At 56.4% G+C, this 26,030-nt stretch carries 21 protein-coding genes; 2 read left to right on the top strand and 19 right to left on the bottom strand.

Features of this window, described 5'->3' with window-relative positions; translation table 11 throughout:
- Positions 1-39 precede the first annotated feature (39 nt).
- From H6B15_RS08385 to recQ, 5 genes are all read right to left on the bottom strand, one after another.
- Positions 40-2,562: a hybrid sensor histidine kinase/response regulator gene (locus H6B15_RS08385; protein ID WP_204647545.1), complete on the bottom strand. Its 2,523-nt coding sequence runs from the start codon at positions 2,560-2,562 to the stop codon at positions 40-42.
- Positions 2,563-2,611: 49 nt separating this feature from the next.
- Positions 2,612-3,127: a putative immunity protein gene (locus H6B15_RS08380; protein ID WP_204647544.1), complete on the bottom strand. Its 516-nt coding sequence runs from the start codon at positions 3,125-3,127 to the stop codon at positions 2,612-2,614.
- Between the two features lie 179 nt (positions 3,128-3,306).
- Complete coding sequence (gene uvrA, locus H6B15_RS08375) at positions 3,307-6,228, bottom strand: excinuclease ABC subunit UvrA (RefSeq protein ID WP_207751516.1); 2,922 nt, start codon at positions 6,226-6,228, stop codon at positions 3,307-3,309.
- A gap of 3 nt (positions 6,229-6,231) precedes the next feature.
- Complete coding sequence (uvrB, locus tag H6B15_RS08370; RefSeq protein WP_345941961.1) at positions 6,232-8,286, bottom strand: excinuclease ABC subunit UvrB; 2,055 nt, start codon at positions 8,284-8,286, stop codon at positions 6,232-6,234.
- Between the two features lie 118 nt (positions 8,287-8,404).
- Entirely contained in the window at positions 8,405-10,255 is a 1,851-nt protein-coding gene (gene recQ, locus H6B15_RS08365; protein WP_204647543.1) for a DNA helicase RecQ, read from the bottom strand.
- Between the two features lie 194 nt (positions 10,256-10,449).
- Here recQ and hpf point away from each other — a divergent pair, with 194 nt between their 5' ends.
- On the top strand, positions 10,450-10,965 hold the full coding sequence (hpf, locus tag H6B15_RS08360; RefSeq protein WP_204647542.1) for a ribosome hibernation-promoting factor, HPF/YfiA family: 516 nt from the start codon (positions 10,450-10,452) through the stop codon (positions 10,963-10,965).
- 53 nt (positions 10,966-11,018) lie between these two features.
- Here hpf and H6B15_RS08355 read toward each other — a convergent pair whose 3' ends face one another.
- Positions 11,019-11,780: a JAB domain-containing protein gene (locus tag H6B15_RS08355; RefSeq protein ID WP_204647541.1), complete on the bottom strand. Its 762-nt coding sequence runs from the start codon at positions 11,778-11,780 to the stop codon at positions 11,019-11,021.
- Positions 11,781-11,858: 78 nt separating this feature from the next.
- Here H6B15_RS08355 and H6B15_RS08350 point away from each other — a divergent pair, with 78 nt between their 5' ends.
- Entirely contained in the window at positions 11,859-12,821 is a 963-nt protein-coding gene (locus tag H6B15_RS08350) for a pseudouridine synthase (protein ID WP_204647540.1), read from the top strand.
- A gap of 51 nt (positions 12,822-12,872) precedes the next feature.
- Here the strand turns inward: H6B15_RS08350 and H6B15_RS08345 are convergent, their stop codons facing one another.
- From H6B15_RS08345 to rplI, 13 genes are all read right to left on the bottom strand, one after another.
- Positions 12,873-13,106, bottom strand: coding sequence for a winged helix-turn-helix domain-containing protein (locus tag H6B15_RS08345; protein WP_204647539.1), 234 nt, complete (start codon positions 13,104-13,106; stop codon positions 12,873-12,875).
- 2 nt (positions 13,107-13,108) lie between these two features.
- Positions 13,109-13,840 (bottom strand): ABC transporter ATP-binding protein, encoded by a 732-nt coding sequence (locus H6B15_RS08340; RefSeq protein WP_204647538.1) that lies wholly within the window; start codon positions 13,838-13,840, stop codon positions 13,109-13,111.
- A 3-nt stretch (positions 13,841-13,843) separates the two neighbouring features.
- Positions 13,844-15,259 carry a hypothetical protein gene (locus H6B15_RS08335; protein ID WP_204647537.1) on the bottom strand — a complete coding sequence of 472 codons (1,416 nt, stop codon included), beginning with the start codon at positions 15,257-15,259 and terminating at the stop codon, positions 13,844-13,846.
- A gap of 16 nt (positions 15,260-15,275) precedes the next feature.
- Positions 15,276-16,145, bottom strand: coding sequence for a hypothetical protein (locus H6B15_RS08330; RefSeq protein ID WP_204647536.1), 870 nt, complete (start codon positions 16,143-16,145; stop codon positions 15,276-15,278).
- On the bottom strand, positions 16,058-17,596 hold the full coding sequence (locus tag H6B15_RS08325) for a hypothetical protein (protein WP_204647535.1): 1,539 nt from the start codon (positions 17,594-17,596) through the stop codon (positions 16,058-16,060). The genes H6B15_RS08330 and H6B15_RS08325 overlap by 88 nt, the downstream gene beginning before the upstream one ends.
- Positions 17,554-18,357, bottom strand: coding sequence for a hypothetical protein (locus H6B15_RS08320; RefSeq protein WP_204647534.1), 804 nt, complete (start codon positions 18,355-18,357; stop codon positions 17,554-17,556). Before H6B15_RS08320 ends, H6B15_RS08325 begins: the two co-directional genes overlap by 43 nt.
- A 60-nt stretch (positions 18,358-18,417) precedes the next feature.
- Positions 18,418-18,795 carry a GntR family transcriptional regulator gene (locus tag H6B15_RS08315; RefSeq protein WP_345941960.1) on the bottom strand — a complete coding sequence of 126 codons (378 nt, stop codon included), beginning with the start codon at positions 18,793-18,795 and terminating at the stop codon, positions 18,418-18,420.
- A gap of 153 nt (positions 18,796-18,948) precedes the next feature.
- Positions 18,949-20,007 (bottom strand): hypothetical protein, encoded by a 1,059-nt coding sequence (locus H6B15_RS08310; RefSeq protein ID WP_204647533.1) that lies wholly within the window; start codon positions 20,005-20,007, stop codon positions 18,949-18,951.
- A 21-nt stretch (positions 20,008-20,028) separates the two neighbouring features.
- On the bottom strand, positions 20,029-22,023 hold the full coding sequence (ftsH, locus tag H6B15_RS08305) for an ATP-dependent zinc metalloprotease FtsH (protein WP_243424339.1): 1,995 nt from the start codon (positions 22,021-22,023) through the stop codon (positions 20,029-20,031).
- Between the two features lie 129 nt (positions 22,024-22,152).
- Complete coding sequence (gene hpt, locus H6B15_RS08300; protein ID WP_204647531.1) at positions 22,153-22,695, bottom strand: hypoxanthine phosphoribosyltransferase; 543 nt, start codon at positions 22,693-22,695, stop codon at positions 22,153-22,155.
- Between the two features lie 12 nt (positions 22,696-22,707).
- Entirely contained in the window at positions 22,708-24,111 is a 1,404-nt protein-coding gene (tilS, locus tag H6B15_RS08295; RefSeq protein WP_204647530.1) for a tRNA lysidine(34) synthetase TilS, read from the bottom strand.
- Positions 24,098-25,492, bottom strand: a complete 1,395-nt coding sequence (gene dnaB, locus H6B15_RS08290; RefSeq protein ID WP_204647529.1) for a replicative DNA helicase — start codon at positions 25,490-25,492, stop codon at positions 24,098-24,100. The genes tilS and dnaB overlap by 14 nt, the downstream gene beginning before the upstream one ends.
- Positions 25,493-25,538: 46 nt before the next feature.
- A complete protein-coding gene (gene rplI, locus H6B15_RS08285) occupies positions 25,539-25,982 on the bottom strand; it encodes a 50S ribosomal protein L9 (RefSeq protein WP_204647528.1) in 444 nt (147 codons plus the stop codon).
- Positions 25,983-26,030: the final 48 nt, after the last annotated feature.

Raw genomic sequence — 26,030 nt, 5'->3', positions numbered from 1 at the left:
TTCAGAAAATCTCCTGTTCATCCTGTCCGGTACGCCGCATCACTTTGCCAGTTTCTGCAGCAGTTCCGACAGCAATTTGAAATCAATAGGTTTGGAAATATGGGCGTTCATGCCCGCCTCGGTGGTTTTGGCGATGTCTTCGGCAAAGGCGTTGGCCGTCACCGCGATGATCGGCACCGTGGCGGCGTCCGGACGGTCCAGGGCCCGGATGGCCCGGCAGGCGGCACAGCCATCCATTTCGGGCATCTGCATATCCATGAGAACAGCGTCCACACTTCCCTCTTTTTCCTGCCGGAACCGCTCGACGGCTTCGCGGCCGTTCCATGCCTGCAGAACATCCACCCCCATCATGGAGAGAAATTCGGTGGTGATTTCCATATTCAGTTCATTGTCTTCCGCCACGATCATCCGTTTGCCTTCCAAAGTGAAGGGCTCCAGATCTTCCAGAGGAGACTGCTCTTCCACCGCCGGGGCATCCACAATCTGCAGGGGCAGGGACACCACAAAGCGACTGCCCTCCCCCAACTTGCTCTGCACCGTGATTTCGCCGCTCATCTGCTGAACCAGACCTTTTACAATGGGCATTCCCAGACCGGTGCCTGTCGCCTTGGTGGGGGCAAAAACCGTTTCCCGGGCAAAGGGCTCGAACAAGCGCTCCAGGAAGCTTTCCGACATGCCCACACCGGTGTCTTCCACAATGATCTGGTACTGGCCACGGCTTTCCCGGCGTGCCGCCTGGCGCAGTTCCAGATGAATCCGGTCCCCTTCCCGACTGTACTTGAAGGCGTTGGAAAGAAGGTTGTTCAGCACCTGATTGATGCGGAAGGCGTCCGCATTGACAACGCGGTCCTGCACATCCACCACCACTTCATAGCGGCGGTTTTCCTGCTGCGCCTGCTCGCGGAAAAGGTCCGCGGTCTCGTTCACAGTCTGCACAAGGTCCATAGGCTGGCAGTTGAGCGCGCCCTGGCCGCCCTGCTCCAGGCGCGCCATATCCAGAATATCGTTGACAAGAGCGGTCAGCTGCCGGCTGGAAACTTCAATCTTGTCCAGATATTCCTCCACCTTGGCAGGCTCCTGTACATGTTGCCGTGCCAGTTTGGTCATGCCGGAAATAGCATTCAGCGGCGTGCGCATATCGTGGGACATGTTGGAGAAAAACATGGTCTTTTTGTTGGCGGCCCGTTTGGCATTTTCCAGGGCTTGCTCCAGCAGTTCGTGCTGACGCAGTTCCTTTTTCTTCTTCACATCAATCTCCCGGAAGCACATGATCACTTCGTTCAAACCGAGAGCCTTGTTATACACAATCTTGATGCTGACCCACTTGCGGCCCTGCAAAAAGCGACGTTGGTAGTCTCCACCGAATTCGTAAATATGGGATTGTACCAGCTGGCGGATGTTGTCCAGGTTGAAGTTTTTCTTGAACTCCGCATAGGTGCCGTCTTCTACCACCAGGGAGAGCGTGTGCAGCAAATGCGCATACTCCCCGCTTTTGCCCAGTGGATCCGCCAGATCGGGGGAAGATTTGATGGTTTCATAGGTTCCCGTCTCAAAATTGATACGGTAAATCGCGTAATAGGTGTCGCCAAGAATCTGGAGTGTATCCGAAATATACTTAACTTTCCGCTTCTCGACATATTCCCGCAAGATGGAAATAATGACCGCCACCAGCAGAATCAGGAAAATGCCGGACAAAAGATACATGGAAGTGCTGTTGCTGGTACCGTACAAAACCTGGCGCAGGGAGAAGGTGACAATGGAGGTCCAGCCGTTGCTCATCTCATAATAATAAATTCCCTGCTGTTGACCGTCCAGCCCACGGATGGCATCGGTGTGGCTTTCAAAGGAACCGTCCCGCACCCCGGCCAGAAGCTGCTGGGCATACTGTTGCACTTCCGCGTCGTCAATGTCGTATTCGCCGGTGGTATAAAGCAGATGACCACCTTTGTCGAACAGGTAATAGGCGCTGCCTTCGGGCAGTTCAATCTTGTTCTTCAGGCTGTGGAAATTGTCCATCAGAATATCAAAGGCCAGCACATTGCCTTCCCCGTGCAGTTTCACCGACAAGGTCACCAGCCGTTTGCCGGTGATGGCATCCACATACACATCGGTAAAGACGATTTTTCCATCGGCTTCCAGGGCATCGGTATACCATTCCTTTTGGGAATAGTCGTAATCTTCGTCCCCTTCCCACGGATTGGCCGTCACGATTTTGCCGTTCACAACCGCATAGGGGTCGATAATATCTGCCCCCAGCACCTGCGCCATGTAATCAGTGTATTCCGCCAGCCCCTGCTGTATGGCTTGCACAGGGTCGGCGTTGTCGATGGATGTGTCCGTATACAAGGAACACATGGTCAGGAACATTTCATAAATCGAAATTCTGGTTTCCTCTTCGCTGGAATAGCTTTGCGCCAGGTTGTTTCCCATTTCGTTGGCGTTATACAGAAGCTTGTCCCGCACCAGGTAGATGCCCAGGGACATCACCGCAAAAAATGCCACAATAAGCGCAATGTTCAGCCACAGCGTCTTATCATGATTCCTTGTGTCTTCCATTTTCATGATACCTTTCTCCCCACAAGAATGTACCCCTGTTTTCTTATGTGTGCCATTAGCAATTCCAGTTGATTTTTACCGGAGATGGTTCTCCTTCCACGGCACAGTCACACAGAGAACGGCAGGCGTTTTCCAACTCCTCGGCAGCCATTGCGTCGTACTCCGCTTGCCCAAGCTGCAAACCGCCTTCGGAATAAGCCACGGCTGCCGCCCCGTAAAACAGAAATCCGAGTGCATTGGATGGGGTCTGCAAGGTTGCACAGGCCACCGCAACGGCTCTGGCCGCCGCCTGTGTTTCCGCACCTGTACACGCACGCGCCAGCGCGGCAGCTTTGCGCAATTCCTGTTTACAGTGCGCCGCACCTTTCCCTTCCTTTGCGCAGGCAGCACACACGGATACAATTTGTACCAGTTCCGGGCACACCTGCGCGCAGATGGACAGGTACCGATCTTGCGCATATTCGATGGCCCATTTTGCCAGTGTCGCCTGGCTTTGGGTGTCCATTACCTGCATCAGACGGCGACAGGTTTGGGACCGAACGTCCCCCAGTGTTTTGCGAAGTTTCGGCATTCCGGATTCCTCCCCCACAGCGGATATCTCTGCGTCTCTTATTGTATCGGACCCTGTGGCCGGATGCAAGTGTATTTGCCCGGTGCCGCAAGAAATGCATGGTTCTGTCTCCTTGCCGAACAAAGAAGAGCTCCGGGCCCTTTTTGAAGGCGCCGGAGCTCCGGAAAAACAAGTTTTTCTTACTTCTTTTTGGCTTTGCTGCGGCTTGCCTTCACCGGCTCTTCTTCCGCCTGCGCCTGCAACTGCCGGGCCCGTTCCAGAACCGGTTTCAGATACTGCCCGGTGAAGGATGCCGGGTTCGCGGCCACTTCCTCCGGTGTGCCGGTGGCAACCACCTGACCGCCGCCACTGCCGCCTTCGGGACCCAAGTCAATGATATAGTCGGCCCGCTTGATCACATCCAGGTTGTGCTCGATGACAATCACCGTGTTGCCGGCATCCACCAGCTTGTCCAGCACCTTTACCAGGCGATGCACGTCGGCCACATGCAGACCGGTGGTGGGTTCGTCCAGAATATACACCGTCTGCCCGGTGTCCCGGCGGGCCAATTCATTGGCCAGTTTGACGCGCTGGGCTTCACCGCCGGAAAGCGTTGTGGCAGCCTGGCCCAGTTCGATATAGCCAAGACCCACCTCCTGCAAAGTCTGCAGTTTGCGGGCAATCTTGGGCTGGTTGGCAAAGAAGACGCAGGCTTCCTCCACCGTCATATTCAGCACGTCCGAGATATTCTTATCCCGGTAATGCACTTCCAGGGTTTCACGGTTGTAGCGCTTGCCCTTGCACACATCGCACGGCACATAAATATCCGGCAGGAAATGCATCTCGATCTGCAGGATGCCCCCGCCTTCACAGGCTTCACAGCGGCCGCCCTTGACGTTGAAGCTGAACCGGCCCGGTCCATAGCCCCGGGCTTTGGCGTCCTGGGTATTGGAAAACAGGGTCCGGATATCCCCGAACACACCTGTATAGGTGGCGGGATTGGAACGCGGCGTGCGCCCGATGGGCGACTGATCGATACCGATGACCTTATCCACCCATTCCATGCCCTGCACTTCTTCGCACTGCCCGGGCCGGCTGCGGGCACCGTTCATGGCTGCCGCCAGCGTCTTGTACAGAATCTCATTGACCAGGGTAGATTTGCCGGAACCGGACACACCGGTCACGCAGATCATCTTGCCAAGCGGGAAATCCACCGTAATGTTTTGCAGGTTGTTTTCCCGGGCCCCTACCACGCGCAGGAATTTGCCGTTGCCGGGCCGACGATGGTCGGGCACTTCCACGAACTTGCGGCCGGAGAGATATTGTCCCGTGATGCTGCGCTTGGCCTTGCACACGTCTTCCACACTGCCGGCCGCCACAATTTCGCCGCCGTGCACACCGGCGCCGGGCCCCACATCCACCAGAAAATCCGCCTGGCGCATGGTGTCTTCATCATGTTCCACCACGATCAGGGTGTTGCCCAGATCCCGCAACCGCTTCATGGTGGCAATGAGTTTATCATTGTCCCGCTGATGCAAGCCGATGCTGGGTTCGTCCAACACATACAGAACGCCGGTCAGGGCGCTGCCGATCTGAGTGGCCAGACGGATGCGCTGGCTTTCACCGCCGGACAGGGAGGCCGCACCGCGGGACAAGGTCAGGTATCCAAGACCCACGCTGTTCAGGAAGCCCAGGCGCTCCCGCACTTCCTTGAAAATCGGGGCGCCGATCAGCTCGTCCCTCTCGGACACCTTGGCGGTCCGGATGAATTCCAGCTCCTGCTGCACACTCATATCGCAGAAGTCCGCAATATTGATGCCGCCCACCGTGACGGCCAGACTGGCGGGCTTCAGCCGCCGTCCGTGGCAGGTGGGGCATTCCTCGCTGGACATGACCAGGGCGATCTCTTCCTTGACCCATTCGCTGCTGGTTTCGCGGAAACGGCGTTCCAGATTGGGGACAATTCCCTCAAACTCATTGTAATAGGTGCCGGAGCCGAACATGTTTTCCCGCTGCAGCTCGATTTTCTCGCCGCCGGTGCCGTACAGGATGGCGTGCACCGCCTCCTTGCTCATCTCTTTCACCGGCGTATCCAGCGTGAACCCATACCGCTTGCCAAGAGCTTTGTAATACATCTCGGAAACCGAACCTTCGGCATAATACCAGCCGCTGGCCTTGATGGCGCTTTCCCGGATGGATTTGCGCTTGTCCGGAATGATCCGGGCCGGGTCCACCTTCATGAAGGTACCCAAGCCGGTGCAGGTCTCGCAGGCACCGAAGGGGTTGTTGAAACTGAACATGCGGGGGTTCAGTTCCTCAATGGAAAATCCGTGTTCCGGGCAGGCATAATTCTGACTGAAGGTCATGGGTTCCCCGCCGATCACATCGATGGTGACCAAGCCTCCGGTCAGCGCCAAAGCGGATTCGATGGAGTCGGCCAGACGGCTGCGGACCGAATCGTTGATGGACAGGCGGTCCACCACGATTTCCACCGTATGCTTGATGTTCTTTTCCAGTTTAATCTCCTCTTCGAGATCATACATATTGCCGTCAATGCGCACGCGGGCATAGCCGCCGCGGCGGGCGGCGTCCAGTTCCTTGGCCTGGGTGCCCTTGCGTCCGCGCACCACCGGCGCCAACACCTGGAACCGGGTACGTTCGGGCAGCTTGAGGACTTCGTCCACCATCTCGTCAACGCTCTGCTGAGAGATGACCCGGCCGCAGATGGGACAATGGGGAATGCCGATCCGGGCATACATCAGACGCAGATAATCATAAATTTCGGTCACGGTCCCCACCGTGGAACGGGGGTTGTGGCTGGTGGTTTTCTGGTCGATGGAGATGGCCGGCGAAAGGCCGGTGATCTCATCCACATCCGGCTTTTCCATCTGGCCCAGGAACTGCCGGGCATAGCTGGACAGACTTTCCATATATCGCCGCTGGCCGTCCGCATAGATCGTATCAAAAGCCAGGCTGGATTTGCCGGAACCGGACAGACCAGTCATGACAATCAGTTTGTTGCGGGGCAGCGTCAGATTCACGTTTTTCAGATTGTGCTCTCGGGCGCCCTTGATGACAATGCGCTGGTTGGCATCGATTTGTATTTTCTTGGAAGGACTCAATGTTTATTTCCTCCTGCCTTTTCTGGCCTTTCCCGCCGTGCGGTGAGGCGCTTCTTCTTTGTTGGTGGGATCCTCGCCCCGCTGCAGCCGTTCGATCTCGTCACGCAGGAAGGCAGCATGCTCGAATTGCAGCAGCCGGGCGGCTTCCTTCATCTCCTTGGTCAGGCGGGCAATGGTCTGTTCCCGCTCGGCGCGGCTCATCCGGTTGCGGCGCATCTTCTTGTTCTCTTCGGACATACTGATTTCCAGCCCACCGCCAATGGCCTTGACGATGGTTTTGGGAGTGATGCCGTGTTCCTTGTTGTAGGCATCCTGAATGGCACGGCGGCGTTCCGTCTCGGTGATGGCGCGCTCCATGCTGGGGGTCACCTCATCGGCATACATCAGCACCACACCGTTGGCGTTTCGGGCGGCACGGCCGATGGTCTGAATCAGGCTGGTCTCGCTGCGCAGGAACCCTTCCTTATCCGCATCCAGAATGGCGATGAGGGACACTTCCGGCAGGTCCAATCCTTCGCGCAACAGGTTAATGCCCACAATCACGTCAATAGCGCCGGTGCGCAGATCCTTGATGATCTCCATGCGCTCAAAGGTGTCCACCTCGTGGTGCATATACTTGGTCTTGACACCGTGCTCTTCCAAAAAATCGGTCAGGTCCTCAGCCATCTTGACGGTCAGGGTGGTGACCAGGGCGCGCTCGCCGCGGTCGATGCGCAGACGGATCTCACCCAGAAGATCTTCAATCTGCCCTTCCACCGGGCGCACGCTGATCAGCGGATCCAGCAAACCGGTGGGCCGGATGACCTGCTCCGCCACCCGGGAGGAATGCTCCCGCTCATAGCTACCGGGGGTGGCGCTGACAAAGATGGTCTGACCGACTTTGGATTCAAACTCTTCGAATTTCAGCGGACGGTTGTCGAAGGCAGACGGCAGGCGGAACCCGTATTCCACCAGCGTCTTTTTCCGGCTGTAGTCACCGCCGAACATACCCCGGATCTGGGGCAGCATGACGTGACTTTCGTCCACCATCAAAAGGAAATCCTTAGGGAAGTAATCCAGCAGTGTGGTGGGCGTGGACCCGGGGGCACGCCCGGACAAGACCGCCGAGTAGTTCTCAATGCCTTTGCACATGCCCACTTCCTGCAGCATTTCCATATCGTACTTGGTGCGCTGGGCAATCCGCTGGGCTTCGATGAGCTTGCCTTCCTCGGTGAAGAACTTGACCTGCCGTTCCATCTCCTCGTTGATTTTGGTAAGCCCTTCCTTCATCTTTTCCGGTCCCACAATATAGTGGCTGGCCGGGAAGATGGCCACATGGCGCACAATGTTGCGCCGTTCCCCCGTCAGCGGGTCAAACTCGCTGATACGATCGATTTCATCCCCGAAAAACTCCACCCGGATGGCAAACTCATCGTTGTAGGCCAGGTGAATGTCCACGATGTCTCCCCGCACCCGGAATTTGTTGCGGATGAAATTCATGTCGTTGCGCTCGTACTGCAGCTTGACCAACCGGCGGCAGAGTTCATCCCGCTCCATCTGCATACCGGGACGCAGGCTGATGACCATGCTTCGGTAATCGATGGGGTCACCCAAGGAGTAGATGCAGGAAACACTGGCCACAATGATGACGTTGCGCTGTTCCGAAAGGGCTGCGGTGGCCGAATGGCGCAACCGGTCAATCTCATCGTTGATGGCGCTGTCCTTTTCAATATAGGTATCGGTGGAAGGAATATAGGCTTCCGGCTGGTAATAGTCGTAGTAGGAAACAAAATACTCCACGGCATCATCCGGAAAGAAACTGCGCATCTCGGTGCAGATCTGGGAAGCCAGGGTCTTGTTCGGCTCCAGAATCAGGGTGGGCCGGTTGCATCGGGCAATGATATTGGCCATGGTGAAGGTTTTGCCGGAACCGGTTACGCCCAGCAATGTCTGGCCTTTGTCGCCGGCCTCGATCCCCTTCACCAGGGCGTCAATGGCCTGCGGCTGGTCGCCCGTCGGCGAGAAAGGTGCTTTCAGATGAAAGACGCCCTGCAGTTCGGTGGTTTTCTCTTCGTTCACACCCATTCCCCCATTTTTCCGATCACGTTCTAATTCACAACATTAAGTTGTATTCCTGTCTGATTATAGCATGGTTTGGTCACGGCGTAAAGCCTTTTTTGCAAAAACCGGACCGGTGTCATCCCTGCGGATGTTGTGCCATATATTCGGCGATGGCCTGTAAGAATTTTTGCCCGTAACGATGGGCGCGGGCCTCACCCACACCGGAAATCCGCATCAGGTCTCCCGTAGTTCGGGGACGTTTGGAGGCCATCTCTGCCAAGGAGGCATTGGAAAGGATGATATACGCCGGCACATGCTGTTTCTGGGCCAGTTCGCTGCGCACCGCACGCAGGCGCTCATACAAGTCCTGTGGCAGATCGGCCTGTACACCGACTTCCTTGGTTTTCGATGTCTTGTTCGATTTTTCCGCTGCCTTGCGCTCGGTCATGGTCACCGTTTTTCCGTTGAACAAAACCTCTTTCGCGTCTGCCGCCAGGCGCACCACCGGATATTCTCCCTGGGTATTGATGATATATCCCTGCTCTTCCAGGGCGTCCAGATACAGCCGCATGCGGGCGGGAGACGTGTGCTGCATGATGCCGTAGGTAGGCAGCGTATCCAGTCCCCGCTTCAGGGTGTTTTTGTCCTTGCTGCCCCGCAGCATCTGGACCAATGCCACCACGCCCAGTCCGCCCGGCCAGCGCTTTTCGATGCGAGCCACCCCGGACAGGATTTTCTGCGCCTCGGTGGTGATATCGGTCTGCACGAAATCGCCGCGGCAGTTGCTGCAGTTGCCACAGTTACCCGTCTGCCGCTGGCCGAAATATTCCAGCAGAAAGCCACGCAGGCAGCGGGTGGTTTTGCAGTAGGCAACCATCCGGTCCAGACGCTGCAAATCCAGGCGTTGAATCTGTACGGCCTGTTCTTCGGACAATTCCTCATTGTCATGGCTGTTCTGAATCAGAAAACGGGCTGTCTGCACATCCCCCAGTGAGTACAGCAGGATACACTCGGCACTGCTGCCGTCCCGCCCCGCACGACCGGCTTCCTGGTAGTAGTTTTCAATGTTTTTCGGCATGTTGTAATGGATGACGAATCCCACGTTGGATTTATCAATCCCCATGCCGAAGGCGTTGGTGGCCACCATGACACGCCTCCGGTCATAGACGAAGTCTTCCTGATTTTTGCGGCGTTCTTCCGCCTCCAGACCGGCATGATACCGTGTGGCTGCTATTTTGGCTCTGCGCAGTTGGTTACATACCAGCTCCACCGTTTTGCGGGTGGCACAGTACACAATGCCGCTTTTGTCAGGATGGTCCAGAATATAGTCTTCCACAAAACGGTCCTTATCACGCGGCCGTTCCACCGCAAAATACAAATTGGGCCGGTCAAAACCCGTTGTGATGGATACAGGATCCCGCAATTCCAACAGCCGGGCAATGTCCTGTTTGACCTGTCCCGTGGCGGTGGCGGTAAAGGCCCCCACCGGCGGACGGGGCGACAATTTTTCCAGGAAAGAGGCAATGCGCAGATAGCTGGGGCGGAAGTCCTGCCCCCACTGAGACACGCAGTGGGCTTCGTCCACCGCTACCAGCGACACCCGTATCCCGCTGACCAGGGAGAGAAATCCGTCTGTTTCCAGACGTTCCGGTGCCACATACAGCAGCTTGTATTGTCCCAGACGTGCCCCTTGTACAATATTCCAATATTCCTGCTCCTCCATACCCGAATGGATGCAGGCGGCCTCGATACCGCTCTGACGCAGGGCAGCCACCTGGTCCTGCATCAGGGAGATCAACGGCGAAATCACCAGCGTCAGCCCCGGCAAAAGCATGGCGGGAACCTGGTAGCAGACCGATTTTCCGGCACCGGTAGGCATGACGCCCAGGACATCGTGCCCTGTGAGAATGGCATTGACCAGCGTTTCCTGCCCGGGGCGGAAGCTGTCGTGGCCGAAATATTTTTGAAGCACGTCGTATTGGTTCATCCGTCTGTCCTTTCCGCGCGGCGCGCCGTGTGTGAACTTTTTACAAAAATTTTCTTCAATTCATGCAAAACATTTTACTTTTTGTGAAAAGGTTGCTATAATAAAGTTACGGTAACCGCAGTTTGGTACATAACCCCACCGCGGCTGCCAAGACCGGGCACCGTTTTTCCGGTGCCAAATAAGGAGGTTGTCCTATGAAAGTCACATGTACCGGTCGTCGCGTAACGCTGAAACCCAGCTTCATTGAACTGGCGGAAAAAAAGCTGTCCAAGCTGGACAAGTTTTTCCCGGAAGAAGCACAGGCGCAGGTTACGGTAACGGTAGAGAAAAGCCGGCAGACGGTTGAACTGACCCTGCGCAGCGGCACGCTGACCATGCGTGCTGAAAAGGCCTCTGACCGGATGGAGGACGCCCTGAGTGATGCCGTAGATCTTCTGGTGCGCCGCGTGGTCAAGCACCGCAAACGTCTGGGCGACAAGCTGACCGCAGCCGTCGCGCAGGAAGCCCCCGTCAACGAACCGGAAGAACCGCTGACCATTGTGCGTGAAAAGCACTTTGCCGTCAAGCCCTGCACCACCGAAGAAGCCATCATGCAGATGGAACTTCTGGGGCACACCTTCTTCCTGTACCGCAGTGCCGATTCGGGTGAAATCCAGGTTGTGTATCGCCGTGCCGATGGCGGTTACGGTGTTCTGATTCCGCAATCCTGACTGACTCAATACAGCGCCGCCCCCTATCCGGGGGCGGCGCTTTTTGCTTCGGTTTACTTTTCGGGTTCAGCCCCGCCGCCCGGCTCACTGGCCAAGGCAGTCTGGCCCATGGAATCAGGCAGAGCCTGAAACTGCTTCATCATGCTTCCCGCATCCACCGGCGCCACAATGATGTGATCTACCAGATGAATGCCCAGCGGCTGCAAGGCCCCTGCCGCCAGACGGGTGGCATACACATCGGCACTGGATGGCACCGCCAGACCGGTGGGATGGTTGTGTGCCAGAAATGCACAGGTGCACCCGCTGGCAACTGCCTCCCGTGCCATCTTGCGGGTGTTGATGCCCACATGGTTGGGCACACCTTCCGATACCCGGATATCCCGCAAAGGCATATACTGATCATTCATGGCAATCAGATAACAGATTTCATTGTGTTCGCTGTAAAACAGAGGTTTTACATATTCAATGCGGGCTTCTTCACTGTTCAGGGGGCGGGCATGTCCCTGGCGCTGCTGCAAAAGATAATACTGGTCAAACTTGCGGATCCCGGCAATCAGTCGCGCACTGGCCGGGCCGATTCCTTCCACCTTGCACAACTCTTCCTCACTGGCATCCAACACGTTGCAGAAGCTGCCGAAATGCTGGATCAATCGGTGGGCCAGTTCGTTGGTGTCCTTGCGCGGAATGGAAAAATACAGCAGATATTCCAGCACTTCATGGGCAGCCAGGCCGGAAAGGCCCTCCCGGCGCACCCGTTCCTGCATGCGGGAACGGTGGTTGGCGTGAATCGGTTTTTCCTTTTTGCCCCGTGCCATATGGGTGCACATCCTTTACGTTTGACTTTTTCTATTATATACTATAAATACTGTTTTGCAAAGTGGAGTGTAACAAGGATGAAAAGGTTTACGGCGGGAGAAAACGAAAACGGAGTACGGCTGAGCCGATTTGTGGAAGCGGTCACGTCCGGCATGCCCCGGAGCATGATGTACAAGAGTTTCCGCAACAAGCGGATCAAGGTCAACGGCAAACGGGGTGAGCCGGATACCCGGCTGCAAACCGGCGATGTGATTGAGCTATATATCAATGACGAATTCTTCCCCGCTGTGCCGGTGACCAGCGTAAAGAAGCCACCCCGCCGCCAGCCCCCTGTGACGGTGGTATACGAGGATGAGGACATTGCGGTTTTATACAAGCCCGCCCATCTGCTGTGCCACAGTGACCGCACCGGAGACCCCAATCTGGTGGATGCTTTCACCGCTCGCCTGATCGAAGAAGGCAAATACGATCCCAAAGCCGAAAATCGGTTTGCCCCGGCCCTGTGCAACCGGCTGGACCGTGGCACCGAAGGTCTTGTCATCGCAGCCAAAAGCTACACGGCCCTGCGGGATATGAACGAGATCATCCGGGAAGACTGGCTGAAAAAGGAGTATCTGACCATCACCATCGGTACGCCGCCCGCCGGGCGGCATATTGCCTGGCTGCAGCACAGCGAAAAAGGCAACAAAGTCCGGGTGCATGTCCATGAATCCGAAGGGTACAAGCAGATTATCACCGAGGTGACGCCCATCCGGCGTAACGGACCCTTCACCCTCTGCCGCATCGGACTGCTGACCGGGCGCACCCACCAGATCCGTGCTCATCTGGCTTTTCTGGGGCATCCCGTTCTGGGGGACATCAAGTACGGCAACCGTTCGATGAACGAGCGGACCGGCTTCAAAACACAGGCGCTGTGCGCCCAGCGGCTGACCTTCGGCCGAATTCCCGAAACCAACAGCCTGCACCGTCTTTCCGGACAGGTCATCAAATTGAGCGATCCGGAAATCGTGCGCCGGTTTGACGCACTGAACCAACCGTAAAAAACAGACCGTGGATACGTCTTCCACGGTCTGTTTTTCGTTGGCTGCTTCTTACACCGCCAGACGGTACCCAATCCGGAACACCGTTTCGATGCGGGCTTCCTGCCCCATTTTCCGCCGCAGATGCTGGATATGGACATCCAGCGTGCGGGTGTTGATCCCCGCCGGGTATCCGACAACGGCCAAAAGTTGGCCGCGCGGTACCGCCTTGCCGCGGTTATCACACAGGGTATCCCATAATGCCTGTTCGCTTGGGGTCAGTCTTTTGCCGTTATCCGAATCCATAATCAGCCCTCCTCTTCGCCGAATTGCAGATATCTCTGAGGGTCCCAGCCGCAGGTTTTGGCCATGCGGTCCACCAGCGTCTGGCCCTGTTGCTGCAGTTCCTCCATCATGAAGTCGTCTGCGATTTTTCCCTGGTGGAGTACAATGGCCCGGTCCAGGAAATGCTCGATATCATCCAGATAGTGGGTGGTGATCAGGATTGTCTCCTGTCCATGAAGCACCGCACTCATCAATTTGATGAAATCCTTGCGGGTAAATACATCCTTGCCCAGAAACGGCTCGTCCATCAGGTAGTAATCCACCCGCTTGGCAAAGCCGGCCGCCAGTTCCACCCGCGCTTTCTGGCCGGTGGACAGACGTGTGATCCGCACATCGGCGGGAAGTTGGAAAAATTGAAGGAATTCATAGTAACGCTTGGGATCAAAGGCAGGATGCAGATCTTCCAGGAAGGCGCCGTACTCCCCCACCGTCAGGTTGGGATAGTAGCTGCCCTCCCCCGTGATATAGCTGATGCGCTCATACTGCTTTACGGCAGGTTTTCCGTCAAACAAAGCAGCCCCCGCATTCGGGTGCAGCAGTCCGGCCATAGAGCGCAGCAGTGTTGTTTTCCCGGCGCCGTTGTCCCCCAGAATGCCCACAATCTGTCCGTCTGGCACCGTAAAACTGGTGGGGTGAAGGCCCACGCGGGAACGCCCACGCCGCCAGGTCTTTTCCAGATTCTTTACCTCGATCATCGATCAACCCTCCTGTGGTTTCTGGGAGAAAATCGTATAGCAGTCACGGTTGACGGTCAACAATTCCCCTGCCAGACCAAACCCGATGTTGCTGTTCCCCAGATATCGTCCCCAATACTTCTCCACGCCTGTATCCAGCATACCACTGTATAAAACTTCTTTCTGCGCCAGGTCGTATACGGTCATCCGGTATCCCAGGGAATAGCATTTTTCCTGACCATCCCACTCAAAGTGCTGTACCTGCACCTGGGCTTGTTCCTGATTCACAAACAGAATGCTCTGGCCATCCTCACTGAGCTGGGTCAGGGTACTTCCCGCCAACCGATTGCCGTCTTGCAGGAGATCTCCCGGCAGAAGGATGGTTTCCAGGTTTCCCTGCTCATCTGCACGCAGAAGGGCAATCCATCTTTCCCCCTCTGTGGTTTTTCCCAGCGAAAAGCAGACCTGATCCGCCTTCTGTGTTTTGGTACAGTTTGTGATGGGGTCTTCCCCCGCCTGTTCCAGCAATGTGACCGTCTGTATGCACTTTGCGTTTTCGTCCACCAGATCAAACAGAATGCTTTGATCGGTGTCCAGATACACAACGCCCAAAAACTGTCCGACCGGAACGCATTCCAGGATATTGCTCAGATTCTGCGGCTGGTAGAACAGCTGGATGTCCCCGTATTCCGTGGTTTCACACACAACGGGCAGTGTATTGTCACCATATTGTACCGTTCCATCCGTCGGCAGTGCCTCAATTTCTTCCTCGGTCAGGCTCTTTTCCACGCGCCAGATTCCACAAGGGTAGTGGGTGCTGTCCGATCCGATGCCGATATACCATTTTTCATTCCATTCCGCGGTGGGCATATGGATCCACGCAGAAAACTCTTCCGGATATTCGTTGCTTACAAGCTCCCAGTCTAACCCGCTTCTGCCTCCGGGATAAGCCAGTACGGTCGCGCCCGTGTCGCACTGATAATCCGCAAGGTGGAAACGCAGATAGGTTCCATCCGGCAGTTCCAGTTCCCGCATGACCCAAAGCTTCCGGGCTTTTGCGAAAGCGGTGTCCCCGTTGAAGTCCACAGACGCATTGACCGTATCCCGTTCTTCGGGTGCGACGGCAATCAGATTGGTAGCCCGAAAATCATCGGGCAGTTGTGCATCACTGGGAAGCATCGCGGTTTCTGCCTGTGTCTTGCCGGTCAATTGTCCCTCTTTCAAGGTGCACTCCGCCACTGCATTTTCTGCCTGAAACAAGGTATAGGCTGTGAAGGAAAAGGGCTCCAGAAACCGGGAATCGCCGGTTTCATCCTGTATGGTTGCCCGCAGATCCTGCAGCCCCCACAGTCGTCCCACCGTCCCCAGTACGAACATCAGAACGGCTACAATGCTCAGGGCAAGCAGCCCCAGGCCCGGATTTCTTTTGCTATGCTTCATGTCAATCTCCCCGCTTTCATAGAGCTTCGGTTCGCTTGACGGACCACCAAGCATTGAACAGTGTGAGGATCGCCGACAAGGCAGCCGTCCCCGCCAAAAATGCCAGCAGCAGCCATTCTCCCGGACTCTTTATGGCATATACGACAAGGTGATACCACAGATACAAAGTGCTGGATGCAGTACCGGCCCCCACCAGCGCCGCCAGGGAAACAAACACGCGCCGGATACCATGGCAGCACGCCATGCAGGCCGATTCCAGGGAAAGAACCCCCAGGAAAGCAATCAGGCCTCCCCAGCCTTTGGGGCTGACGGGGAGCAACAGCTGCATCAGCGGGTTGGCGTTGAATTCGGCAAGCAGGCTTCCCTGCGGCAAGGCAACCGACACCATCTCGGCGGTAACGCCGGCGGAAACCATGGTCACCGGCAGGTACAGAACCGCATACAGAATGAGCTGCCATGCACCAAACAACAGCAAAAGGAGCAGACACAGCAAAAACTGCACAACCGGGAGATTTCTGCGGGAATGCGGCAATGTATAAACGGTATACAGACTATGGGCGCGCCCGGAAGAACGGGCGGCGGCTGCCGCAATCACAGCAACCAGAAACATCGCCACAAAGAACAAGGGCATCTGCCCGCAGCGCAAAAACAGCTCCGTCAGCCCGTTGCCGAACAAATCCTTGCTGGAGGCGGACAACAGTACAAGAACCGCTTGCTGCACACCATACACACCGCATAGCAGCCCAAAGGGAACCCACACAAGGCGCCAGTGCCACCCTATCATTTTTCCAATCATTTTCATGCCGGTGCCTCCTCTGTTTGCCAGGCCGGGATTACCCTGAAAAGATAAATCGTTCTTTCGGAATCGTAGATGCCGTTCATCCACACTTCTTCTCTCCATCTTTGCGGCAGGCCGTATTCCAGGCTGGCGGTCAGAACGGGCGTTGCACTGTTCTGCGACGAATACACCTGAATCTGCCAGCCGGTCACAGCCATGGCGGAGCACTGCAGTTCTTCCGTCAGAGACTGCGAAGAAAGATAATGTTCCTGCACCGAACCCGGCACTGTTCCAGTCAGCTCTTTCTTTGTTTCCTGTACCGTCATGATGCGGCTGCCGTCCTCACTGAACCCGGCGGTAATCGGTGGGGATTCGGGTACCAGGGCCAATTCTTCCTGCATCCCGATGTTCTCGTCCTGCATCCGAAGCAGGACTGTCTTGCCTGCACCGGTCTCATCAGCCACGGTAAAGACAATTTCGTCGGAACGCATGGCAGGCAACGCTGTGACGGTTTGTCCCGCTGTCAATTTCGTGTCCAATTCGATGCGGTTCATCGGCCGCCATTCTTCGTCCAACAAACGCAGAAAAAGAGTTCCGTCCTGTGTTTGTGTCAACATCCAGCGCCCGGTCCGGAGCCGGGTGTTTTCCTGGTTGTCACAGACAACCATTTCTTCCCCTTCTTCAAAGGGGCAAACCTCTTCTATAGATCCGTAAGGTTCCGTCTGAGAAGGAACCGATACTCCATGCACGGTCACTTCCGGTACTTGTTTCCGGATTTCGTCCGAGGTACAGAATTTCCGTACACAGTAAATTCCACCGGATTCCCCGTTACCACCCTGGATGTACAAAGCCACCTGGTCCGTGGAACTGAGCACCTGTACATCCCGGATATCTGCGTCAATATCCTGCACCGCGCCCGCTGAAACAAAATATCCGTACGACTCCTGGTTTCCCTTTTCACCGTACAATTCCGCAGTGACGGTAACCGGTTCAGCGGTTTCCAGTTCGCCAAGACTGAAACGAATGGAACGATCCGTGCCGTCGGCGGCTGTCAGGGTATACATGGCTTCCAGGTGGGTTACCTGGGCATTGTACTGCATGCCTTCATAGGAAGTTTTCAGAAAGTATGCGCCGTATGCACCGCTGACATAACTGCCCTCGGCCGCCGCATCCACTTCCTGCCAATCTTCTTCCGGCACACAAAGATTGCACCGGGCCATCATCCATGTTGTATCGGACTCGGAATTGCTCAGTCTGGGTTTCGTCGACAGTTCGCCGTCTTTCAAGGTGAAGGACAGCATGGCGGTCTCGCTCTGGCGCCAAAGCCCCTGTAAAGTAAAGCCTTGCAGGTTGGCTGCATCCCCCTCCTCCAGGCGGAACCCCACAGCGTTGCGGGGATAAGCCACGCACAGAAAAAGCTGACCCGCCGCAAAAACGGCGATTGTCACAGCCAAGGCGCCAAGGCACCATCCGTAGGGGCGATGCGATTTTTTGTGTCCCATCAGAGAGTCCTCCTTTACGCCGTCATCTCGGAACGGTAGAGAGCAGCAACGCTCCATACCACCGACATGACCACAAGCCCGGCCAGCCCCAATGATACGAACGTCGCTGCCCGGTTTTTCAGGATCATATCCAAAACCTGCGTTCCGGTAATGTACCCCACCACCAGCTGATACGCCAAAGCAGACAAAGTCATCTGTACTGCCAGGGCAACGACCTCCGCAGCCACCCGGCGTCGCCCATGGTGGGAGCATGCCGCAGCACTCATCAAGGCGGGAACCAAAATCAAAAGCAGAACCAGAATGCTCCCCGCGCCATTCGCCGGCAAGATCAGGCGAAACAGTCCGCAATCGGCCAGCGCCCACCAAAAGCGTCCCTGCGCCGTTACCTCAAAGGAAAAGAATCCGTTGGCCACGGTGGATTGCAATGCAGTGATCGGGCCATACATAAGAACCAGCAACAAACTCTGCACAGCAAAGCCCACAGCCACCCAAAGAGCGGTGGACAGGGTACGGGCAACCAGAATCTGCCAGCGCGGCATGGGCATGGTCAGAATTGTATAGGAGACACGGGATTTTTGTCCCGCGGCTTCCTGCGGCCATTGCGCACTGATGGGCAGCATCAGATAGACCAGCCATGCGACCCACAATGTTCCGGAGGCCTCCACAATTCCGTTGTACTCCATGGCCGCCTGGTTGATGGAGGCCGCTGCGGCAAACAGCAGTACACATTCCACCGCTGCGCCGAACCCCAGCAGAACCCCCGCAGAAACGCGCCCCATGTTCCAGTTCCAGGCGGTGTATCGCAGTAAGCTTTTCATAAGAACCTCTTCTTTCGTGTATTATTATGATAGTACACTCATGATAAAAAATATAGGCGCTTATTCTTCGCCCCACATATCACTGATCAGAGTGATGACCTTGCGATACGACAGATGATTTTCCTTGGCATCGGTCACGAACTGCTGTACCAGTCCCCGGCTGAGCTCATCCTCAATCCAGTCCCGCAGTTCGGGAGTCAGGTGGACCTGACTCAGATTGTTGCCCTGGTTTTGCACGTAGCCTTCTTCGGTCATCAAGCGGTAGGCCTTTTGGGCCGTATTGGGGTTAATGCCCGTCTGGGCTGCCAGTTCCCGGCGGCTGGGCATCTGTTCCCCATCTTCCACCACGCCCAGCATGATCTGCCGCTTCAGATATTCCGCAATCTGCTGGTATACCGGCGACCTTTCATGAAAGTGGATTCCCTGAAAGCTGACCACCGTCTTCCACCTCCTTTTTTCTCTACCTGTAGTATACGACTAATACAGCAACATGGCAAGAGGTTTTGGCCTCTTCAGATGTAAAGATTTTGCCGGCATACAAAAAGCCCCCGGCCCGGAAAGGGTCGGAGGCTTCATGCTCAGTTGCGAAAATCAGGCAATCACGAAATAATAAATCAGCGATACAGCCACAATCAGGGCGCAGACCACCGCAGTGATGGGCGGCGCCCACCGGATGATCCGCTCGGCCATGACGTCGTCTTCAGATTCTTCGTCATCATCCGCATAACGGCCGCGCCGGCGAACGGAAGGCTCATCATCATATTCGTCCTCGTCCTCATCGGTGTCGAACATGCGGGTGCCTTCCTCATCTTCGGCGTCATCCTCAAAAAGACGGCCGTTGGGTGCGTACTGACGAACCCGGGCCATCTCCGCATTGGTGGCATCCGCAGAAGGATTGAACTGTGCGGTGGGTTCATCCACCACATCATCTTCTTCGCTGGCAATAGCTGCTTGGGCGGCGGCAGCCGTGGCAGCCGCCGTATTCCGCGGTGCGGGCGCAGCTGCATTGGCCACAGCATTCAGCTCCTGCTGCTGGCGCTCCGCCGCCTGGCGTGCCTCCTCCAGAATGGAGGTCAAGCTTGCCTTAATGTAAGCGCGGTCACCGCCGCACTCGCTGCACACCTGGGCCGCTTCCTCGTTGGGATGGAAAGCCCCGCATGCACAGAACCAGCCATACTCCGTATCCTGCGGTACACAGGTCAGCTGCGGGTTTCCGGTGCGCTGCTGCAAAATCTTGGCAATGGAACCGGGCAACACCCGGGGCTGCGGCAAGCGAACCCGCTTGTATTCGCGCAGGTTCACACCACGCCCGTTCAGGAAGGCGCGGTCCTGCTCCGTCTCCACGCTGGAGACCGGCGTATCGCTCACGAACACCGCATCATCACTGCCGAACAAATCGCCGGGCTGGGCGTTCAGATCTTCATAATAGAAGTCGTCTTCGCACAGAATCTGGCCGGCGGCGTCCTTACACTTGAAGTGAACCACAAGGCCGGTCAGCGGTTCGGTGCCTACGTTTTTGAAGGTCAGGCAGACCGCCACTTCCCCGGTAACATCTCCTTTGAGCAGCTCCACCCGAACGAACTGAACAGGGCTTCCCGCCGTATAGTAGTTGGCGCGGGACTGTGCCATAAGAGAAAAATTCTGATCCATGATTCAATCCACCTTACCTTGTCATTCTTGGGGCGCTTCGGGAGCGTCCGGCGTCTGCGTCTGCGCAGCAGGTTCCGCAGCCTGCGGCGCAGCGGCGTTGCCCTGCGCGGGCGTGGAATCGGTTTTGCCCAAATCAAAGGGAGGCAGCTGGCCGCCTTCCATCAGGGTCTTGAACTCTTCCCCGCTGATCTTCTCGCGTTCCATCAGAACAGCGGCCACCTTGTGCAGTTCAGCCATATGCTCGGTCAGGATACGGCGTGCCGTCTCATAACCTTCATCCACAATGTCACGAATCTCGTTGTCGATCTCCGCAGCAATGTTTTCACTGTATCCTTTGCCCATTCCCAGATCACGGCCGAGGAAGGTCTCGCTGGGATCCGTGCCGTAAACCACAGGGCCCAACCGTTCGGAGAAGCCGTACCGGGTGACCATGGCCCGTGCCGTATCGGTGGCACGCTGCAGGTCATTGGAAGCGCCGGTGGAAATATCCTCCAGCACCAGCTGTTCCGCCACGCGACCACCCAGCAGGCTCACAATGCTTTCGCTCATGGCCGTCTTGGTCACGTAGCTGGGATCCTTCTCCGGCAGGTACATGGTGTAGCCGCCCGCCATACCGCGGGGAATGATGCTGATCTGATGCACCGGGTCATGGGTCTTGCAGAAATAGCCGGTGATGGCATGGCCGGTCTCATGGTAAGCGGTAAGCCGCTTTTCTTTATCGGTCACAACACGGCTCTTCTTTTCGGGGCCGGCCACCACCTTGATGGAAGCTTCCTCGATTTCCGGCTCGGTGATGGCCTTTTTGCCTTTGCGCGCTGCCAGCAGGGCCGCCTCGTTGACCAGATTTTCCAGATCGGCACCGGAGAAACCGGCGGTGGATTTGGCAATGGTCTTCAGGCTGACATCCGGGGCCAAAGGCTTATTCTTGGTATGAACGCGCAGGATTTCCTCGCGGCCCTTGACGTCCGGCAGGCCCACATAGACCTGACGGTCAAAACGGCCGGGACGCAGCAACGCTTTGTCCAGAATGTCTGCACGGTTGGTGGCGGCCATGACAATGACACCGTCGTTAGCGTCAAAGCCGTCCATCTCCACCAGCAGCTGGTTCAGGGTCTGTTCGCGTTCATCGTGGCCGCCGCCCAGACCGGCGCCGCGCTGGCGACCGACGGCATCGATTTCATCGATAAAGATGATGGAGGGCATCGTCTTTTTGGCCTTTTCAAACAGGTCGCGAACACGGGAAGCGCCGACACCCACATACATTTCCACAAAATCGGAACCGGAAATGGCATAGAACGGCACACCCGCTTCGCCTGCACAGGCACGGGCCAACAGGGTTTTACCGGTACCCGGAGGGCCCACCAGCAACACGCCGTGGGGAATGCGCGCGCCCAGGGAATTGAACTTGTTGGGGGCCTTCAGGAACTCAACCACTTCCTGAAGTTCCGCCTTTTCCTCGTCTGCGCCGGCCACATCGGCAAAGGTGGCTTTTCGTTGTCCCTCCTGCTGATCCTTGACCTTGGCACGGCCCACATTCATGATACTGCCGCCGCCGGCTCCGCCACGGTACATGGACATGAAGAGCAGAACCACGCTGCCGATCATGAACGCATAGAGCAGAATCTCAAACCAGGGAATGCTGGTTTTGATTTCCACCATGTCGTACACCATGGGGGCGTCCGGATTGGCTTCGTTGTAGGCATCGATATACCCCTGAACATATTCCAGAAAATACGCCGTATAGGGCAGCTTGTAGGTGATGGACATCACACCGCCGTTCTGCGGACCATATTCCTCACTGCCGGACAATTCCGCCAGCAGTCCGGTAGCCTGCTTCTGGCTTTCCGTCTGTTCGGGCAGGGCGTGCTCGCCTTCTTTCAGGCTCAGCTCGATCACGCCGGTATTCAGATCCAGATTGAAATAGGTTACCTGATTGGCGGCAAAGTAATCCATTACCTCGGACAGCTTCATCGTGCTGGTGGAGGAACCGGACATGGACGTATAGGTCGTTGCCATAACCAGAACCAGCACCAGGAGGACGGCGGTAATGATAATGCCGCTCAGACGTGGCTTATGCTGCAAAAGATCAACTCCTTATTTCCGGACGCCACCTTCCGGCAGCATCCTTACATATGAAATCGAAGATCACTTGGAATAGATCTCCGGTTTAAGCACCCCCACATACGGGAGATTGCGGTACTTTTCATCATAGTCGAGGCCATAGCCCACAACAAATTCGTCAGGGACCTCAAAACCGCAATAATCGGGTTCAATGTCCGCCTTGCGGCGGCTGGGCTTGCTCAGGATGGTGCACAGGCGCAGGCTGTTGGGTTTGCGCATCTGCAGCATGGGCATCAGATGAGAAAGGGTAATGCCGGTGTCAAGGATATCCTCCACAATCAGCACATCCTTGCCGGACAGATCCTGATCCAGGTCCTTGATGATCTTGACAAGGCCTGTAGAGCTGGTATTGGCACCGCCATAGCTGGAAACAACCATAAAATCGATGCCGCAGGGAATGCTCACAGCGCGCATCAGGTCGGCCATAAACACAACCGCACCTTTCAGGATCGACACAAGGAGAAGATCTTTCCCCTCGTAATCGGCACTGATTTGTGCGCCCAGTTCTGCCACTTTGGCCTGCAAATCTTCTTCCGAAACCAGGATGTGGTCGATATCTTGGTGCATGGAATGCATGAATTAAACCTCCGTTTTTTCGGTGCGGATAACAAGTACTTCCCGTGTGAACCGGTCCGGTGCAAACCCATCGGCAAACCCGGAGCCCCACAGCCAGATCACTTCGCTGCCGTCTGCCAGAAGCGGCAGCAGCGGGCGGTCCTTCATGGGAACGGCAAGCTCGTTATAGTATTTTTTCAATGTTTTACGCACATGTCGGTCCCGCGGACGATAATCATCCCCCGGTTGCCGCGTGCGCAACAGGATATTCTTGTTTATTTTAGCATAATCTGCGCAACAGTTTAAGTCTTTTTTGAAAATTGGTGCATTTTTTAGAAATTCTTCATACTTTTCCACCCGCAAAGCCACAGTGTAGCCTCCCGGAAGATGATAAACGCCCGGCAGAGCCGGCTGCGGCGGAGCCGGAGCCGGGGCAGCACCGGAAGGCGCAATGCGCACCAGTTCCTTGCCGGCCACCCCTTTCTGCACCTTGAAGGTCACATCCGGGGTCAGCTGCAGCGCCCCTTCCCCCTTGATCACAAGGAAGCGAAGCAGACTGACATATTTTTCCTCCGCATCCCGCACCGGAGCCACCAGGCTGTGCAAAGCCGCATCCAGCACAGGACCGTCGGCGTCCCGCAGTACCTGCAGGTCATACCCGCAGGAAGTGGCCGCCGCCTGCAGCAAAGCCGCCGCCTCGGCGGCCAGCCAGGCATCCAACTGCTGCATCTGACGGCACAGCCGTCCAATACAGCGCTCTGCCGCCGGATTGACCGAAATCAGCGCCGGCACCGCGTCATGGCGCACCCGGTTGCGGGCATAGGTGTCCCGGGCGTTGGTTTCGTCCTGCACATAGCTTTGCCCAAGTGCGGCACAGTATGCTTCGGTCTCCGCACGGGTCAGGCACAAAAGGGGCCGCACATAGACCCCGCGATGGGGTTGTATGCCGCCCAGTCCGTGCAGGCCCGTGCCGCGGGCCATGCGCAGCAGCACCGTTTCCACCTGATCGGACATGGTGTGGGCCGTGGCAATATGGGCTTCTTCCCGGGAGGCCAGCTCGTCAAACCAGTCGTAGCGCAGATTCCGGGCCCACTCCTCACTGGGAGAGTCCGGAACGGTCACACCGGCACGTTTTGCGTTATATACAAACAGCTCGATAGCCCGGTCTTCGCAGAAGCGGGAGACGAAAGCTTCATCCCGATCGGCCGCGGCGCCGCGGATGCCGTGGTTCACGTGGGTGGCCAGCACCTCAATGGAAAGAGCGCGGCGGCAACGCAGCAAAAACAGCAAAAGGGCCATGGAGTCTGCTCCGCCGGAGCAGGCTACAATGACCCTGTCGCCAGACTTGAACAAACCCTGCTGCTTACAGTAGGCAAGCAGAGTTTGCTCGGTTTTATCGATGACATTTTGCGCATCAATACTGTTCATGAATCTCATCCAAATTGCTGAAGCGAGTGTGGGCGCCGTCCCATCCCAGGCGAACAATACTGGTTTCGCCGTGACGGTTCTTGGCGACGATGCACTCGGCTTCGTTTTCGTTGGCCTGCTCGGCTTCGCCGTTCTGACGATTATAATACGCAGCGCGGTACAGGAACAGTACCACGTCGGCGTCCTGTTCGATAGAACCGGAGTCACGCAGGTCGGACAGCTGGGGGCGATGATCCGAACGACCGGTGGTCTTTTCCGCCGCACGGGACAGCTGGGACAGCGCAATGACCGGCACGTTCAGTTCCTTGGCCATGATTTTCAGATTCCGGGTGATGTCGCTGATTTCCTGCACCCGGCTTTCGGTGCGCTTGGCGCTCCGCATCAGCTGCAGGTAGTCAATAATCACCAGCCCGATTTTTTCCTTCTTGGGGTCCTGGTTGATCTGCCGGATTTTGGCCTTCAGTTCCGGCACAGAGATGCCGGAAGAGTCGTCCATATAGATGGGCACATTGTACAAGAGCGAGGTAGCCGTGGCGAAATCATTCCAGTCGGAGTTGTTCAGCCGTCCGGTCCGGAACGCCTGGCTGTCAATGCCCGCCACACTGGACAGAATGCGATCGGTCAGCTGTTCGCAGGTCATTTCCAGGCTGAAAATGATGGTGGGAATTTTCTGCTGCCGGGCCACATTGGTGGCAATATTCAAGGCGAAACTGGTTTTGCCCATGCCGGGACGGGCGGCCAGAATCACCAGGTCCGAACGTCCCAATCCGGTAAGAACATTGTCCAGATAGTGAAAGCCTGTGGGAATACCGGCAAACTTGTCGCGGTCGGCGCCGCTCAGCTTCTGCATGGTGTCAATGACTTCCAGAATGGACTCCCGGATGGTCTTGACGCCGGATTTTTCCTGTCCGCCGCGGATATCATACAGTTTTTGCTCCGCGCTTTCCAGCAGCATATCCGCATCCGGCTCATTCACCGCCTGTTCCAGGGTGGAACGGGCCGCCTCGATCAGCCGACGGGTCTGGTACTTTTCCCGGACGATTTTGATGTAAGAATCCACATTGGAGATGGCGGGAACCGTCTCGGCAATGTGTGCGATGTAGATTTTGGCGTCATCCGCCCCTTTGAATGCGCTGTTCTGCGCCAGCGCATCCACCAGCGTGATGACATCCACGGCCTCGCTGTCCGCAAACAGGGCACGCATCTGCTCATAAATAGCCCGGTTCTGGTCCGAATAAAACATGTCCGGTTCCAGTTCGGTGATCAGACGGTTGAGGATGGTTTCATCCATCAGCGCGGCGCCCAGCACGCTCTGCTCGGCCTGCATGTTGTAGGGCATCTGAATTCCCAGACTGGATAAACTCAATTCACCGGCAGGCATACAGATTCCCCTTTCTTGTGCTTTTCATCTGTAAAGGCATATTGCTTTACAGCTCTTCCACTTTCACCTTGAAGGAGGCAGCCACACCGGCATACAGGCGAACCTGTGCATCATAGGAACCGAATTCCTTGATGGAAGGCAGTTCCACCTTCTTCTTGTCGATTTCGGTGCCGATCATCCGGCCCAGTTCTTCGGCCACGTCCTTGCCGGTCACCTTGCCGTACAGCTTACCGGAAGCGCCTCCCTTGACCTTGATGGCCACGGTCTTGTCCTTGATCTGGGCAGCCAGAGCTTCGGCAGCGGCACGGGCTTCGGCTTCATGGTGCGCCTTGGCCTCACTCTTGGTGCGCGCGGTGTTCAGTGCATTGGCATCCGCCGGAGCGGCCAGACCGCGGGGAAACAGAAAATTGCGGGCATACCCGTCGGACACTTCATGGATTTCGTCCTTTTTGCCGATGGTCTTGACATCCTGTTTGAGAATGACTTTCATAGTGGTTTCTCCCCTCTTTATGTAAAAAATATGGTATAGACAGAATCA

Source organism: Gemmiger formicilis (genome assembly GCF_016900095.1).
In the GTDB taxonomy this organism is placed as follows: Bacteria; Bacillota; Clostridia; order Oscillospirales; family Ruminococcaceae; genus Gemmiger; species Gemmiger formicilis_A.
This window is presented reverse-complemented; position numbering and strand designations above follow the sequence as displayed.

What these genes read in the sequence shown, in the direction of transcription:
- H6B15_RS08385 (WP_204647545.1), bottom strand. Translation starts at nt 2,562, where the DNA reads ATGAAAATGGAAGACACAAGGAATCATGATAAGACGCTGTGGCTGAAC.
- H6B15_RS08380 (WP_204647544.1), bottom strand. Translation starts at nt 3,127, where the DNA reads ATGCCGAAACTTCGCAAAACACTGGGGGACGTTCGGTCCCAAACCTGT.
- recQ (WP_204647543.1), bottom strand. Translation starts at nt 10,255, where the DNA reads ATGAACCAATACGACGTGCTTCAAAAATATTTCGGCCACGACAGCTTC.
- hpf (WP_204647542.1), top strand. Translation starts at nt 10,450, where the DNA reads ATGAAAGTCACATGTACCGGTCGTCGCGTAACGCTGAAACCCAGCTTC.
- H6B15_RS08355 (WP_204647541.1), bottom strand. Translation starts at nt 11,780, where the DNA reads ATGGCACGGGGCAAAAAGGAAAAACCGATTCACGCCAACCACCGTTCC.
- H6B15_RS08350 (WP_204647540.1), top strand. Translation starts at nt 11,859, where the DNA reads ATGAAAAGGTTTACGGCGGGAGAAAACGAAAACGGAGTACGGCTGAGC.
- H6B15_RS08345 (WP_204647539.1), bottom strand. Translation starts at nt 13,106, where the DNA reads ATGGATTCGGATAACGGCAAAAGACTGACCCCAAGCGAACAGGCATTA.
- H6B15_RS08340 (WP_204647538.1), bottom strand. Translation starts at nt 13,840, where the DNA reads ATGATCGAGGTAAAGAATCTGGAAAAGACCTGGCGGCGTGGGCGTTCC.
- H6B15_RS08335 (WP_204647537.1), bottom strand. Translation starts at nt 15,259, where the DNA reads ATGAAGCATAGCAAAAGAAATCCGGGCCTGGGGCTGCTTGCCCTGAGC.
- H6B15_RS08325 (WP_204647535.1), bottom strand. Translation starts at nt 17,596, where the DNA reads ATGGAGCGTTGCTGCTCTCTACCGTTCCGAGATGACGGCGTAAAGGAG.
- H6B15_RS08320 (WP_204647534.1), bottom strand. Translation starts at nt 18,357, where the DNA reads ATGAAAAGCTTACTGCGATACACCGCCTGGAACTGGAACATGGGGCGC.
- H6B15_RS08310 (WP_204647533.1), bottom strand. Translation starts at nt 20,007, where the DNA reads ATGGATCAGAATTTTTCTCTTATGGCACAGTCCCGCGCCAACTACTAT.
- ftsH (WP_243424339.1), bottom strand. Translation starts at nt 22,023, where the DNA reads ATGGCAACGACCTATACGTCCATGTCCGGTTCCTCCACCAGCACGATG.
- hpt (WP_204647531.1), bottom strand. Translation starts at nt 22,695, where the DNA reads ATGCACCAAGATATCGACCACATCCTGGTTTCGGAAGAAGATTTGCAG.
- tilS (WP_204647530.1), bottom strand. Translation starts at nt 24,111, where the DNA reads ATGAACAGTATTGATGCGCAAAATGTCATCGATAAAACCGAGCAAACT.
- dnaB (WP_204647529.1), bottom strand. Translation starts at nt 25,492, where the DNA reads ATGCCTGCCGGTGAATTGAGTTTATCCAGTCTGGGAATTCAGATGCCC.
- rplI (WP_204647528.1), bottom strand. Translation starts at nt 25,982, where the DNA reads ATGAAAGTCATTCTCAAACAGGATGTCAAGACCATCGGCAAAAAGGAC.